11 protein-coding genes are annotated in these 12,745 nt (G+C 70.0%); 3 read left to right on the top strand and 8 right to left on the bottom strand.

All coding sequences use genetic code 11. From position 1 onward, the window contains the following. Positions 1 to 2 precede the first annotated feature (2 nt). The 5 genes from SPK54_RS09610 to dusA all read right to left on the bottom strand — a co-directional run bounded on the left by SPK54_RS09610 (position 3) and on the right by dusA (position 4,550). Complete coding sequence (locus tag SPK54_RS09610) at positions 3 to 1,448, bottom strand: ATP-binding protein (RefSeq protein WP_330947684.1); 1,446 nt, start codon at positions 1,446 to 1,448, stop codon at positions 3 to 5. A gap of 16 nt (positions 1,449 to 1,464) precedes the next feature. Then, on the bottom strand, positions 1,465 to 2,148 hold the full coding sequence (locus tag SPK54_RS09605; RefSeq protein ID WP_330947683.1) for a response regulator transcription factor: 684 nt from the start codon (positions 2,146 to 2,148) through the stop codon (positions 1,465 to 1,467). A 39-nt stretch (positions 2,149 to 2,187) separates the two neighbouring features. Next, positions 2,188 to 2,526 carry a hypothetical protein gene (locus SPK54_RS09600; RefSeq protein WP_330947682.1) on the bottom strand — a complete coding sequence of 113 codons (339 nt, stop codon included), beginning with the start codon at positions 2,524 to 2,526 and terminating at the stop codon, positions 2,188 to 2,190. Between the two features lie 114 nt (positions 2,527 to 2,640). After that, a complete protein-coding gene (locus tag SPK54_RS09595) occupies positions 2,641 to 3,552 on the bottom strand; it encodes an arginine deiminase-related protein (RefSeq protein WP_330947681.1) in 912 nt (303 codons plus the stop codon). Further along, positions 3,549 to 4,550 (bottom strand): tRNA dihydrouridine(20/20a) synthase DusA, encoded by a 1,002-nt coding sequence (dusA, locus tag SPK54_RS09590; RefSeq protein ID WP_330947680.1) that lies wholly within the window; start codon positions 4,548 to 4,550, stop codon positions 3,549 to 3,551. The genes SPK54_RS09595 and dusA overlap by 4 nt, the downstream gene beginning before the upstream one ends. Before the next feature lie 86 nt (positions 4,551 to 4,636). Here dusA and acnD point away from each other — a divergent pair, with 86 nt between their 5' ends. The 3 genes from acnD (at position 4,637) to prpF (ending at position 10,087) form a co-directional block, all read left to right on the top strand. Next, positions 4,637 to 7,252, top strand: a complete 2,616-nt coding sequence (gene acnD, locus SPK54_RS09585; protein WP_330947679.1) for a Fe/S-dependent 2-methylisocitrate dehydratase AcnD — start codon at positions 4,637 to 4,639, stop codon at positions 7,250 to 7,252. Between the two features lie 155 nt (positions 7,253 to 7,407). After that, positions 7,408 to 8,844 carry a bifunctional 2-methylcitrate dehydratase/aconitate hydratase gene (locus SPK54_RS09580; RefSeq protein ID WP_330947678.1) on the top strand — a complete coding sequence of 479 codons (1,437 nt, stop codon included), beginning with the start codon at positions 7,408 to 7,410 and terminating at the stop codon, positions 8,842 to 8,844. 61 nt (positions 8,845 to 8,905) lie between these two features. After that, positions 8,906 to 10,087 carry a 2-methylaconitate cis-trans isomerase PrpF gene (prpF, locus tag SPK54_RS09575; RefSeq protein ID WP_330947677.1) on the top strand — a complete coding sequence of 394 codons (1,182 nt, stop codon included), beginning with the start codon at positions 8,906 to 8,908 and terminating at the stop codon, positions 10,085 to 10,087. Positions 10,088 to 10,387: 300 nt separating this feature from the next. On the opposite strand, the gene SPK54_RS09570 is transcribed toward prpF, so the two are convergent. The 3 genes from SPK54_RS09570 to SPK54_RS09560 form a co-directional block, all read right to left on the bottom strand. Further along, complete coding sequence (locus SPK54_RS09570) at positions 10,388 to 11,011, bottom strand: hypothetical protein (RefSeq protein ID WP_330947676.1); 624 nt, start codon at positions 11,009 to 11,011, stop codon at positions 10,388 to 10,390. Between the two features lie 101 nt (positions 11,012 to 11,112). Continuing rightward, the gene (locus tag SPK54_RS09565; protein ID WP_330947675.1) at positions 11,113 to 11,985 is read right to left on the bottom strand and encodes an SDR family NAD(P)-dependent oxidoreductase; all 873 of its coding nucleotides are present in this window, start codon (positions 11,983 to 11,985) and stop codon (positions 11,113 to 11,115) included. Next, the gene (locus SPK54_RS09560; RefSeq protein ID WP_330947674.1) at positions 11,982 to 12,740 is read right to left on the bottom strand and encodes an HAD family hydrolase; all 759 of its coding nucleotides are present in this window, start codon (positions 12,738 to 12,740) and stop codon (positions 11,982 to 11,984) included. The genes SPK54_RS09565 and SPK54_RS09560 overlap by 4 nt, the downstream gene beginning before the upstream one ends. Positions 12,741 to 12,745 lie beyond the last annotated feature (5 nt).

The raw sequence follows: 12,745 nt of genomic DNA, 5'->3' as shown, positions 1-12,745 counted from the left end.
GGCTACAGCCCGCCCGGCAGTTCGGCCTCGAAGCGCGCGCCGCCCAGCTCCTGCGAGCGGCCCACGCGCAGCTGGCCGCGGTAGCTCCTGAGGATGTCCTGCACGATCGACAGGCCGATGCCGTGGCCCTGCACGCGCTCGTCGCCGCGCACGCCGCGCTGCAGCACGTGGGCGATGCGGTCGTCGGCAATGCCGGGGCCATCGTCCTCCACCGCGATCAGCAGCCCGGGGCGGCGGCCGGGCGCCTGCGCGCCTTCAGCCACCGTCAGCAGCACGCGCGACTTCGCCCACTTGAAGGCGTTCTCCAGCAGGTTGCCGAGCAGCTCCTGCAGGTCGCCGGTTTCGCCGTGGAAGCGCGCCTCCGGCGCGATCTCGAACTCGCACAGCACGCCCTTGCTGGCGTAGACCTTCTCCAGCCCGACCACGATCTGCTCGGCCTGCGGCTCGATCTCGATCGGCGCGGAGAACAGCTGGTGGCCGGAACGCGCCGCGCGCGCCAGCTGGTAGCCCACCAGGTCGTTCATGCGGCGCAGCTGCGCATCCACCTCGCTGCGCAGCTCGGCCTCGCCGGTGTCGGCGTCCAGCCGCGAGCGCAGCACCGCCAGCGGCGTCTTCAGGCTGTGGGCGAGGTCGGCCAGCGTATTGCGCTGGCGCTCGAGGTTCTCGCGCTCGCTCTGGATGAAGGCATTGATGCTGTCGGTCAGCGGTTCCAGCTCGCGCGGATGCGCCTCGCTCATGCCGGCGGCAGCGCCCGCTTGCACCCGCTTGAGTTCCCCGATCACGTCGCGCAGCGGGCGCAGGCTCCAGCGCAGCACCAGCATCTGCAGCAGCAACAGGACCACGCCGGCGCCGCCCAGGTACCACCACAGCGCGGCGCGGAACGCCGCCACCTGCCGGCCCAGCGCGGTGGTGTCCTCGAGGATGTAGACGGTGTAGGGAATCTCGCGGTCGCCGGCCTCGTCGCTGAAGGCCAGGCCGTAACCGTAGCGGTAGACCTCGCCCGGCGCGCCGCTGATGCGGGTGAAGGGCAGCGGCCCTTCGAACACCTGCCGGCCCGGCTCAAGCAGGGCGCCGCCTGGCAGGCGGGGGCCCTGCGCGGAATCCGATTCCCACTGCCCGGTCGCCAGCACGATCTGCGCGTACAGCCCGCTGCCGGGCCGCTTGAAGCGCGAATCCGGCGGGTCCCAGGGGGGGATCACGGTGCCGTCGCGGGCGAAATCGCTGCTGGCGTAGGCCAGCGCATAGCTGTGCAGGCGCTCGCGCATGCCGCTCTGGGCGGTGCTCTGGAAAGCGCGGTCGAGCGCGTAGCCGGCCAGCGCGAGGAAGGCGATCACGCCCAGGCTGGCCGCCCACAGCTGCCGCGACTGCAGCGAGCGCGGCTGGCCGATGCGCAGGCGCCGCACGCGCCGCGACGCGACGGGTTCGGGCTCGGCGGGTGCGGGGGTCATGCGCCTGCGCGCGCGGTTACTCGCCGCTGCGCGCGATGGCGAAGCGGTAGCCGCGGCCGCGCACGGTCTCGATCGGCTTCAATTCGCCGTCCGGATCCAGCTTCTTCCGCAGGCGGCCGATGAAGACTTCCAGCACGTTGGAGTCGCGGTCGAAATCCTGCTGGTAGATGTGCTCGGTGAGGTCGGCCTTCGAGACCAGCTCGCCGGCGTGCATCATCAGGTACTCGAGCACCTTGTACTCGTAGCTGGTCAGGTCCACGTTGCTGCCGTTGACGCTGACCGTCTGCGCGGCCAGGTCCAGCACCACCGGGCCGCATTCCAGGGTCGGCTTGCTCCAGCCGGCGGCGCGGCGCACCAGCGCGTTGATGCGCGCCAGCAGCTCCTCGACGTGGAACGGCTTGACCAGGTAGTCGTCGGCGCCCTGCTTGAGGCCATCGACCTTGTCCTGCCAGCTGGAGCGCGCGGTGAGGATCAGCACCGGGAACTTCTTGCCCTCGTCGCGCAGGGCCTTGATCAGCTCCATGCCGCTCATCTTGGGCAGGCCGAGGTCGATGATGCCGACGTCGAACGGCACCTCGCGGCCCATGTACAGGCCCTCCTCGCCATCCTGCGCGGCATCCACGGCATAACCTTCGCGCTTCAGGCGCGCGGCCAGGGTCTCGCGGAGCGGGGCTTCGTCTTCGACGAGCAGGATACGCATGGTCACTCCTTGGGAAAGGTCGAAAGGGGCGGCTCGGGCTTACTCGTCGTCGCGCTGCGGCCGTGGCGACGGACGGTCGCGACGGACAGGATCCTGCATGAACACCCGCACCCGGCCCTGGTCGTCCACCACCTTGACCCGGTGCATGTCGCGGCCATCGAACTGGATGCGCTCGGCCGAGAGCACCTCGCCGCGGGTATTGCGCTCCACCCGGCGCACCGCATCCGACAGGCTGACGCGCGGCGCCTGCTGCAGCTCGCGCTCCGGCTCACGGTCGCGCGGCGGCGCCGGTTGCGCCTGCTGCGCCATCGCCAGCGACGACGCCATCAGCAGGACGGCGGCGGACAGATTGGACAGGACGGTCGGAATGCGGGGCATGGCGTGACTGACGTGGGAAGGCAGGTACGGGAGCATTCTTGGAAGCAGGGGGTGAATCAGCCCTGAAGTTTCCTGAACAGGATAGCGCGCCGTTCAGCCTCCTGCCCGCCCGGCTCAGAACAATTCGCCGATGCAGCAACGCAGGGAGCCGCCCGCGGCCTCGATCGCGTCCAGCTCCACCGTTTCCACCCGCAGACCCGCCGCCGCCAGCGCGTCGCGGTGGGCGGGCGCCAGCGCCCGGCCGGCGGCCGCGCTCATCCACACCGTGTCCGCCGAAAGCGCGATGCAGTTGGCCACGAAGGCAGCGTGTTCGGCGGCGTCGCAGACCACCGCATGCGGGGCGTACAGCGCGGCGATGGCAGCGGCCACCGCGGGATCGGCAAAGCCCTTCGGGCACACCACCACGGCGCGGCCGGCCAGCACCGCCAGCACCACGTTGGTGTGGTATTCGCCGGGCGCAAGCTCGAACAGCAGGGTGGCGCGCAGGCCGAACGCCTCGTGCATCCGTCGAGCGCCTTCCGCATCACAGCGCTCGGACAGGCCGCAGAAGCCCAGCCCGCGGGCGCGGTCGATCACCAGCGCGCCGGTCAGTTCGCATGCATGCGGCTGGGTGGAGAGATCGACCTCCTGCCGGCCCAGCACATCGCGGAAGAAGCCGCGGATGTCGGCGCGCGCGGCTTCGCGCTGGCGCACCTCGTGGCGCATGCGGCCGACGACATAGCGCCCCGCCGCGGTGCCGAACACGTTGTTGGGGAACACCGCGTCGGGGGTGTCGGGATTGCCGGCGAAGCAGACCGTCGGCAGCACCGCCGACACCGCCCGCTGCAGGTCGCGATGCTGGGCCGAGGCGCGGGCGGCGTCGAACGCCGCGGCATCGGCCATGTAGGCGTTGTCGCGGGCCGATTGTTCGGCCAGGCGGAAGCCATCGGGCGCCACCAGGAAGGCGGCGCGCGCGGTGGCCGGGCCGAAGTCGGTGGGCAGGGCACGGGCCAGCGCCAGGAAGGCATCGGGATCGCGGGTGATCATGTCGGGAGCGGCTCGCGTTCGGCGTGTGAGAGGGCCCGCTCGACCAGCGCCCAGTCGGCGCCGGGCCGGTGCGCACCTTCGCTGAGGATCTGGCGGAAGGCGCGCCCGCCGGGCTGGCCGGCGAACAGGCCCAGCAGGTGGCGGGTGATGTGCTTGAGGAACACGCCGCGCGCCAGCTGCGCCTCGACGTAGGGACGGTACGCGCGCAGCAGTTCGCCGCGCGTGCGGGGCTTGCCGCCGAACCAGCGCGCGTCGAGCCGGTGCAGCAGGTAGGGCGTGTGGTAGGCGGCGCGGCCGAGCATCGCGCCATCGACATGCTGCAGGTGCGCGGTGGCCTCGTCGGCATCGGCGATGCCGCCGTTGACGATCACCTGCAGCTGCGGCCGTTCGCGCTTGAGCCGGTAGGCCCAGTCGTAGCGCAGCGGCGGCACCTCGCGGTTTTCCTTCGGGCTAAGACCCTTTAGCCAGGCATTGCGCGCATGCACCACGAACATCCGGCAGCCGGCCTCGGCAATCGTGTCGATGAAAGCGAGGAAGCGCTCCCATTCGTGGTCGTCGTCCACGCCCAGCCGGCACTTCACCGTCACCGGCACGCCCGGCGCCGCGGCGATCATCGCCGCCACGCTGTCCGCCACCAGCGCCGGCTCGCGCATCAGGCAGGCGCCGAAACGCCCGGCCTGCACGCGGTCGGACGGGCAACCGCAGTTGAGGTTGATCTCGTCGAAACCGGCCTCCGCACCGATCCGCGCCGCCTGCGCCAGCAACGGCGGCTCGCTGCCTCCCAGTTGCAGCGCCACCGGGTGCTCGGACGGATCCATCGCCAGCAACCGCGCGCGGTCACCGTGGATCACCGCATTGGCGTGCACCATCTCCGAATACAGCCGCCCATGCGGTGCCAGCAGCCGGTGGAATACGCGGCAGTGCGAATCCGTCCAGTCCATCATCGGGGCGACGGACAGGCGCAACTGGTCGGCGGGAATGGCGGGCGAGGCGTTCACGCGGCGCATTGTACGGAGGCCGGGGCAGGCCCCGCCGCGATGCGCGAGAATAGGCGGTCCGTTCGACCCCTTGCCTGCCCGCCATGATGAACACCAGCTATCGCAAGTACCTGCCCGGTACCGCCCTCGACTACTTCGACGCACGCGAGGCGGTGGAAGCGCTCAAGCCGGGCGCCTGGGCCGGCCTGCCGTACACCGCGCGGGTGCATGCCGAGAACATCGTGCGCAAGGCCGAGCCGACCCGGATCAACGACTATCTGCTGCAGCTGATCGAGCGCCGCCGCGACCTGGATTTCCCGTGGTTCCCGGCGCGGGTGGTCTGCCACGACATCCTCGGCCAGACCGCGCTGGTGGACCTGGCCGGCCTGCGCGAGGCGATCGCGGCGGCCGGCGGCGACCCGGCGCAGGTCAACCCGGTGGTGCCGGTTCAGCTGATCGTGGACCACTCGCTGGCGGTGGAGGCGCCGGGTTTCGACCCGCAGGCGTTCGCCAAGAACCGCGCCATCGAGGACCGCCGCAACGCCGACCGCTTCGACTTCATCGAGTGGTGCCGGCTGGCCTTCGACAACGTCGACGTGATCCCGGCGGGCAACGGGATCATGCACCAGATCAACCTGGAGAAGATGTCGCCGGTGATCTACACCCGCGACGGCGTGGCCTTCCCGGACACCTGCGTGGGCACCGATTCGCACACCCCGCACGTGGATGCGCTGGGCGTCATTGCCGTCGGCGTGGGCGGGTTGGAAGCGGAGAGCGTCATGCTGGGCCGCGCCTCGATGATGCGCCTGCCCGACATCGTGGCGGTGGAACTCACCGGCAAGCCCGGCCCCGGCATCACCGCCACCGACGTGGTGCTGGCGCTTACCGAATTCCTGCGCAAGGAAAAGGTGGTCGGCGCGTACCTGGAGTTCCGCGGCGAAGGCGCGTCCGCGCTGACCATCGGCGACCGCGCCACGATTTCCAACATGGCGCCGGAGTACGGCGCCACCGCGGCGATGTTCTTCATCGACGGCAACACCCTGGACTACCTGCGCCTGACCGGCCGCGACGATGCCCAGGTGGCGCTGGTGGAAACCTATGCGAAGACCGCCGGCTTCTGGGCCGACGACCTGCTGCATGCGCAGTACGAACGCACGCTGCACTTCGACCTTTCGACCGTCGTACGCAATCTGGCCGGCCCGTCCAACCCGCACCGCCGGCTGCCGGTGACGGCGCTGGCCGAGCGCGGCATCGCCGACGAAACCAAGCTCGATGCCGCGCGCGACGAAGAGGCCCGCGGGCTGATCCCCGACGGCGCGGTGATCATCGCCGCCATCACCAGCTGCACCAACACCTCCAACCCGCGCAACGTGATCGCCGCTGCGCTGCTGGCGCGCAACGCCAATGCGCGCGGGCTGACCCGCAAGCCGTGGGTGAAGACCTCGCTGGCCCCGGGTTCGAAGGCGGTGCAGCTGTACCTGGAGGACGCCGACCTGCTGCCGGAACTGGAACGGCTGGGCTTCGGCATCGTCGGCTTCGCCTGCACCACCTGCAACGGCATGAGCGGCGCGCTGGACCCGGCCATCCAGCAGGAAGTGATCGAACGCGACCTGTACGTCACCGCGGTGCTGTCCGGCAACCGCAATTTCGACGGCCGCATCCATCCGTATGCGAAGCAGGCGTTCCTGGCCTCGCCGCCGCTGGTGATCGCGTACGCCATTGCCGGCACCGTGCGCTTCGACATCGAGAAGGACGTGCTGGGCATCGACGCCGACGGCGTTGAGGTGCGGCTGAAGGACATCTGGCCGAGCGATGCCGAGATCGACGCGGTGGTGAAGGCCAGCGTCAAGCCCGAGCAGTTCCGCAAGGTGTACGAGCCGATGTTCGCGCCGCGCGCGCGCGGCCAGCAGGCCAAGCCGCTGTACGACTGGCGCGAGATGAGCACCTACATCCGCTGCCCGCCCTACTGGGAGGGCGCACTGGCGGGCGAGCGCACGCTGCGCGGCATGCGTCCGCTGGCGGTGCTGGGCGACAACATCACCACCGACCACCTGTCGCCGTCCAACGCGATCCTGCCCTCCAGCGCCGCCGGCGAATACCTGGCGAAGATGGGCCTGCCGGAAGAAGACTTCAATTCCTACGCCACCCATCGCGGCGACCACCTCACCGCGCAGCGCGCCACCTTCGCCAATCCCAAGCTGCTCAACGAGATGGTGCGCAACGACGATGGCAGCGTGCGCCAGGGCTCGCTGGCGCGGATCGAGCCGGAGGGCAAGGTGGTGCGGATGTGGGAGGCGATCGAAACCTACATGCAGCGCCGCCAGCCGCTGATCATCATCGCCGGCGCCGACTACGGCCAGGGCAGCTCGCGCGACTGGGCGGCCAAGGGCGTGCGCCTGGCGGGGGTGGAGGCGATCGTGGCCGAAGGCTTCGAACGCATCCACCGCACCAACCTGGTCGGCATGGGCGTGCTGCCGCTGCAGTTCCAGCCCGGCACCACCCGCCTGACGCTGGGCATCGACGGCAGCGAGACCTTCGACGTCGCCGGCATGCCGGCGCCGGGCGCGACATTGACGCTACGCATCCACCGCCGCGATGGCGACACCGTCGAAGTGCCGGTCACCTGCCGGCTGGATTCCGACGAGGACGTGCACATCTACGCCGCCGGCGGCGTGCTGCAGCGGTTCGCGCAGGATTTCATCGCCGCCAACAGCGCGGGCTGAATTCGCAGCCGCGTCAGAACCAAAAGGCCACGCGCGCCCACGCAATGGGCATGTGGCCTGCGCGGCCGGCTTACCGCCGCGCGCCGGCCGCAGGCACATCGCCGGCACCCGCGAAAGAGTACCATTACGGTACTGATTCAAACGGGAGTGCCGCCATGTCCTTGCCTGTGCCGTCTTCCAGGGCCGAATGGGACGAGGTGCTGGTCGACATCGTCGACTACGTCCGCGATTTCCAACCCGCCTCCGCGCTGGCCTGGCGCAGCGCGCGGCTGGTGCTGATCGATTCTCTGGGCTGCGCGCTGGAAGCGCTGGAGCACCCGGCCTGCACCAAGCTGCTGGGGCCGGTGGTGCCCGGCGCCACGCTGGAAAACGGCGCGCGCGTGCCCGGCACCGGCTTCCAGCTGGATCCCGTCAAGGCCGCGTTCGACATCGGCGCGGCGATCCGCTGGCTGGACTTCAACGACACCTGGCTGGCCGCCGAATGGGGCCACCCGTCCGACAACCTCGGCGCGATCCTGGCGGTGGCCGACTGGCGCAGCCGCGGCGGCGCGACGCTGACCATGCGCGACGTGCTGGCCTGCGCGATCAAGGCGCACGAGATCCAGGGCGTGATGGCGCTGAAGAACTCCTTCAACCAGGTCGGGCTGGACCACGTGGCGCTGGTGAAGCTGGCCTCGACGGCGGTGGTGTCGATGTTGCTCGGACTCAGCCGCGAGCAGTCGCTGGCAGCACTGTCGCAGGTATTCGTGGACGGCCAGAGCCTGCGCACCTACCGCCACGCGCCCAATACCGGCTCGCGCAAGAGCTGGGCCGCCGGCGATGCCTGTTCGCGCGCGGTGCGGCTGGCGCTGATCGCGCAGGCCGGCGAGATGGGCTATCCCGGCGCGCTCACCGCGCCGGCGTGGGGCTTCTACGACGTCAGCTTCCAGGGGCGCCCGTTCCGGTTTGAACGCAACTACGGCAGCTACGTGATCGAGAACGTGCTGTTCAAGATCAGCTACCCGGCCGAGTTCCACGCGCAGAGCGCGGTGGAGGCGGCGATGACGCTGCACCAGCAGCTGCGCGCGCTCGGCCGTGGCATTGATGACATCGAGAAGATCGTCATCCGCACCCAGGCCGCGTGCATGCGCATCATCGACAAGCACGGCCCGCTGGACAATCCCGCCGACCGCGACCACTGCATCCAATACATGGTGGCGGTGCCTTTGCTGTTCGGCCGCCTGACCGCCGCCGACTACGAAGACGACGTGGCTGCCGATCCGCGCATCGACGCGCTGCGCGCGCGCATCCGCTGCGTGGAGGAGCCGCAGTTCACCGCCGACTACCACGACCCCGGCAAACGCAGCATTGCCAATGGCCTGACCGTCCACTTCAAAGACGGCAGCGCGCTGGACGAGGTGCTGGTGGAATACCCCATCGGCCATCCGCGCCGCCGCGACGAAGGGCTGCCGCTGCTGGAGGAAAAATTCCGCCGCAACCTCGCGCGGCGGTTCGATACGCAGCGCCAGCAGCGCATCCTCGAGGTGGCGCTCGACCAGGCGCGGCTGGAAGCCATGCCGGTGCGCGATTTCATGGACCTGCTGGCGGCCTGAAGTTCGCGAAAGCGCCGGCAAGCGGCGAAAATGGGTGCCCGCACCCACCGCAGGCATCGCCATGTCATCGCTTCCGCAACTGCGCATCCCCGCCACCTACATGCGCGGCGGCACGTCCAAGGGCGTGTTCTTCAGGCGCGACGACCTGCCGGAAGCAGCGCAGGTGCCCGGCCCGGCGCGCGACGCGCTGCTGCTGCGGGTGATCGGCTCGCCCGATCCCTACGGCAAGCACACCGACGGCATGGGCGGGGCGACCTCCTCGACGTCCAAGTGCGTGATCATCGCGCCGGCGTCCGTGCCGGATCACGACGTCGATTATCTCTACGGGCAGGTCAGCATCGACACCGCCTTCGTGGACTGGTCCGGCAACTGCGGCAACCTGTCCACCGCGGTCGGTCCGTTCGCCATCGCCAACGGCTTCATTCCCGGCGAACGCATCCCGCAGGACGGCACCGTGACCGTGCGGGTGTGGCAGGCGAACATCGGCAAGACCATCCTGGTGCATGTGCCGGTGCGCGGCGGGCAGGTGCAGGAGACCGGCGATTTCGAACTGGATGGCGTGACCTTCCCCGCCGCCGAGATCGTGCTGGAGTTCGTCGATCCTTCCGACGACGAGGGCGACGGCAGCTCCATGTTCCCCACTGGCAACCTGGTCGATGACCTCGACGTGCCGGGCGTGGGGACGCTGAAGGCGACCATGATCACCGCCGGCATTCCCACCGTGTTCGTCAACGCCGCCGACATCGGCTTCATCGGCACCGAGCTGCAGCCGGCGATCAACGAAGACAGGGCGGCGCTGGCGAAGCTGGAGGCGATCCGCGTGGCCGGCGCGCTGCGCATGGGGCTGATCAAGACGGCGGAAGAAGCCGCAACCCGCCAGCACACGCCGAAGGTGGCCTTCGTTGCGCCGGCGGCGGACTACGTTTCGTCCAGCGGCAAGCGCATCGACGCCGGCAGCATCGACCTCAACGTGCGCGCGATGTCGATGGGCAAGCTGCATCACGCGATGATGGGCACCGCCTCGGTCGCCATCGCCACCGCGGCGGCGGTGCCGGGCACGCTGGTGAACACCGCGGCTGGCGGCGGTACCCGCGAACGCGTGTGCTTCGGCCACCCCTCCGGCACGCTGGCGGTGGGCGCGTCGGTCGATCAGGTCAGCGGACAGTGGGCGGTGACCCGCGCCGTGATGAGCCGCAGCGCGCGGGTGCTGATGGAAGGCTGGGTGCGGGTGCCGCAGGACTGATCCGCCTGCGTCCGCGGTGTCACGCAGCTCGCGCAGGCGGTTTGGCGCATCCGGCGAACAAGCCGATGGTCAGCGGGCGGTGACCCGCGCCACGATGAGCCGCAGCGCGCCGCTGCTGACGGAAGGCCGGGTGCGGCGCCGCAAGACTGACCCGCCTACGTCCGCGACGCGCCACGCAGCTCGCGCAGGCGGGTTTGCCCTGTAGCGAAATCAAGGAGGAGGCAGCGGGCGCAGCCCGCTGCCGGGGGACATTCGCGGAAGGGCGAACCCGCCTGCGCGAGCACCGCAATGTACGGCGCCCTAGTGGTGGCCGTTGCCCTTGCCGCTGTTGCCCTTGCCCTTGTTCTTGCCGCTATTGCCCTTGCTGTTGCCGGGGCCGTCGCCACGCGCATTGCCACGCGCGTTCTCGGGCTTGTGGGCATGCCCGCGGCCGCGATCCGGATAGGCGCGCCGCAGGTCGTCGTCGAGGCTGATCGGACGCGACCAGCGGTCGTAGGTGGGCACGAAGCCGCGCTTGAGCCGGTGGAACTCCGGCGAGCCCGGCTTGATGCCCAGCCGCTTGGCGGCGACACCCCAGCCCTGCGCATGGTTGGCCTGCCAGTAGTCGGCCACGTAGCGGCACGGACGGTTGATGACCTGGGCGATGGCGCAGGCGTAGTACACATCGCCCGGCGCCCAGCGGCGGTTGACCAGCAGGTCGATGACCAGATCGCGCGGCGCACCGTGGTAGCGCACCATCTCGTCGATGAAGGGATCGCGGTAGCGGCTGCCGTAGCGATTCATGTCGCCCAGCCAGGTGTCGACCCAGACATCGCCGCTGCGCGGATTCCAGTTGAGGCTCAGGGTCTGCGCGCCCGCGCTGCCGGCGCCTGCGGCAAGCAGCGCGGCCACGGCGAGCGAAGACATCAGGCGAATGCGGCGCATGGAAAGCTCCGTGGCGACGCCGGGTGTGCCGGCGTGAGACAGTGTCTACCGCGGCAGTGAACGCGTTATGAAAATGCGCCGGCTCGGGCGGGCGCCGTTCATCAATCGCCGCCGAAGCCGGCCTTGTGCAGCTCGTGCCGGGCCTGGTCGAACCCCTGCGCCGGCACGAAGTCGCCTTCGCGGCTGCTCAGCTCCACCCAGCGCTGGAGGATGGCCTCCGCGCTGGCCGCTTCGCCCAGGTGGATGCCCCGGGTCAGCGCCACGTAGGCCAGTTCGAAACCGCCGGCGCCGGCACTGAGGATGGCGCGGTTGGGGGCGTTCTCGGCCACCAGCGCCAGCACCGCCGGGCTGACCAGCTCCGGCTTGAACCGGGCCAGCTGCTCCGGCGGCAGGATGCCTTCCATCATGCGGGTGGCGCCGGTGGGCGCCAGGCAGTTGACCCGGATGTCGTGCTTGGCGCCCTCGATGCCCAGCGTCTGCATCAGCCCTACCAGCGCCATCTTGGCCGCTGCGTAATTGGCCTGGCCGAAGTTGCCGTACAGGCCGCTGCAGGAGGTGGTCATCACGATGCGGCCGTAGTTGCGCTCGCGCATGTGGTTCCACACCGCCTGCGTGCAGTGGACGGCGCCCATCACGTGCACTTCCAGCACCAGCCTGAAGTCGGCCAGCGCCATCTTGGCGAAACTCTTGTCGCGCAGGATGCCGGCGTTGTTGACCAGGATGTCGATGCCGCCCCAGTCGGCCAGCGTTTCATCCGCCATCGCCTGCACCGCCACCGCATCGACCACCGAGCACTTCGCCGCTCGCGCCTGGCCGCCGGCGGCGCGGATTTCCTCGGCCACCGCATCGGCAGCGTCGCCGAGATCGTTCACCACCACCCTGGCCCCGCGCTGCGCCAGCAGCAGTGCGTGCGCGCGGCCCAGGCCAGCGCCCGCGCCGGTCACGATGGCGGTACGGCCGGTCAGATCGATCATGCATCCACTCCCTTGTTCTGTTCTGCCGCCGACGCCAGCGTGTCGAGCTCCACCACCGCCTGCGCCAACCGGTCGATGGCGGCGACCTCGCGCATCCGCGCGCGTCCCGGAATGGACGGCACCTCGGCTTCGTGCATCCAGGTCCGGTGATAGGGCACGTGCACGCCCCAGCCGCCCAGCTCCAGCACCGGCGCGATGTCCGAGCGCAGCGAGTTGCCCACCATCAGGAAGCGGCGCGCGGGCACGCCGAACTCCTCCAGCAGCCGCGCGTAGGTGGCCGGATCCTTCTCGCTGACGATCTCGATGCGGCGGAACCGGTCGGCCAGGCCGGACTCGCGGACCTTGGCCTCCTGGTGGAACAGGTCGCCCTTGGTGATCAGCACCACCGGATACCGCGCCGCCACCGCTTCCACCGCCTCGCGCACGCCGTCCAGCAGCTCCACCGGATGCCGCAGCAGCTCCTTCGCCAGCGCCACGATGCGCTTGATGTCGGTGGCGGCGATGCGCTCGTCGGTGATCTCCACCGCGGCCTCCACCATCGACAGCGCCATGCCCTTCACGCCGTAGCCGAAGAAGGCGAGATTGCGGGCCTCGTATCCGTACAGGCGCCGGCCGACGTCGGCCAGGTCGACGTAGCGGGAGATGATGCGTTCGAACTGCGCCTGCGCTTCGTCGAAATAGTCCTGGCTGCGCCAGAGGGTGTCGTCGGCATCGAAACCGACCAGGGCGATGCCGCCGCGGGATGCATTTTCCATCGCCG

Origin of the sequence: Thermomonas sp. LB-4 (assembly GCF_036409385.1) — a bacterium.
In the GTDB taxonomy this organism is placed as follows: domain Bacteria; phylum Pseudomonadota; class Gammaproteobacteria; order Xanthomonadales; family Xanthomonadaceae; genus Thermomonas.
Note: the sequence above shows the minus strand (reverse complement) of the source record. Positions and strands in the feature narration are given on the sequence as shown.

Coding starts and splice junctions, on each gene's coding strand:
- acnD (WP_330947679.1), top strand. CDS start 4,637: ATGAACACCAGCTATCGCAAGTACCTGCCCGGTACCGCCCTCGACTAC.
- SPK54_RS09560 (WP_330947674.1), bottom strand. CDS start 12,740: ATGGAAAATGCATCCCGCGGCGGCATCGCCCTGGTCGGTTTCGATGCC.
- SPK54_RS09605 (WP_330947683.1), bottom strand. CDS start 2,148: ATGCGTATCCTGCTCGTCGAAGACGAAGCCCCGCTCCGCGAGACCCTG.
- prpF (WP_330947677.1), top strand. CDS start 8,906: ATGTCATCGCTTCCGCAACTGCGCATCCCCGCCACCTACATGCGCGGC.
- SPK54_RS09565 (WP_330947675.1), bottom strand. CDS start 11,985: ATGATCGATCTGACCGGCCGTACCGCCATCGTGACCGGCGCGGGCGCT.
- SPK54_RS09570 (WP_330947676.1), bottom strand. CDS start 11,011: ATGCGCCGCATTCGCCTGATGTCTTCGCTCGCCGTGGCCGCGCTGCTT.
- SPK54_RS09610 (WP_330947684.1), bottom strand. CDS start 1,448: ATGACCCCCGCACCCGCCGAGCCCGAACCCGTCGCGTCGCGGCGCGTG.
- SPK54_RS09580 (WP_330947678.1), top strand. CDS start 7,408: ATGTCCTTGCCTGTGCCGTCTTCCAGGGCCGAATGGGACGAGGTGCTG.
- SPK54_RS09595 (WP_330947681.1), bottom strand. CDS start 3,552: ATGATCACCCGCGATCCCGATGCCTTCCTGGCGCTGGCCCGTGCCCTG.
- SPK54_RS09600 (WP_330947682.1), bottom strand. CDS start 2,526: ATGCCCCGCATTCCGACCGTCCTGTCCAATCTGTCCGCCGCCGTCCTG.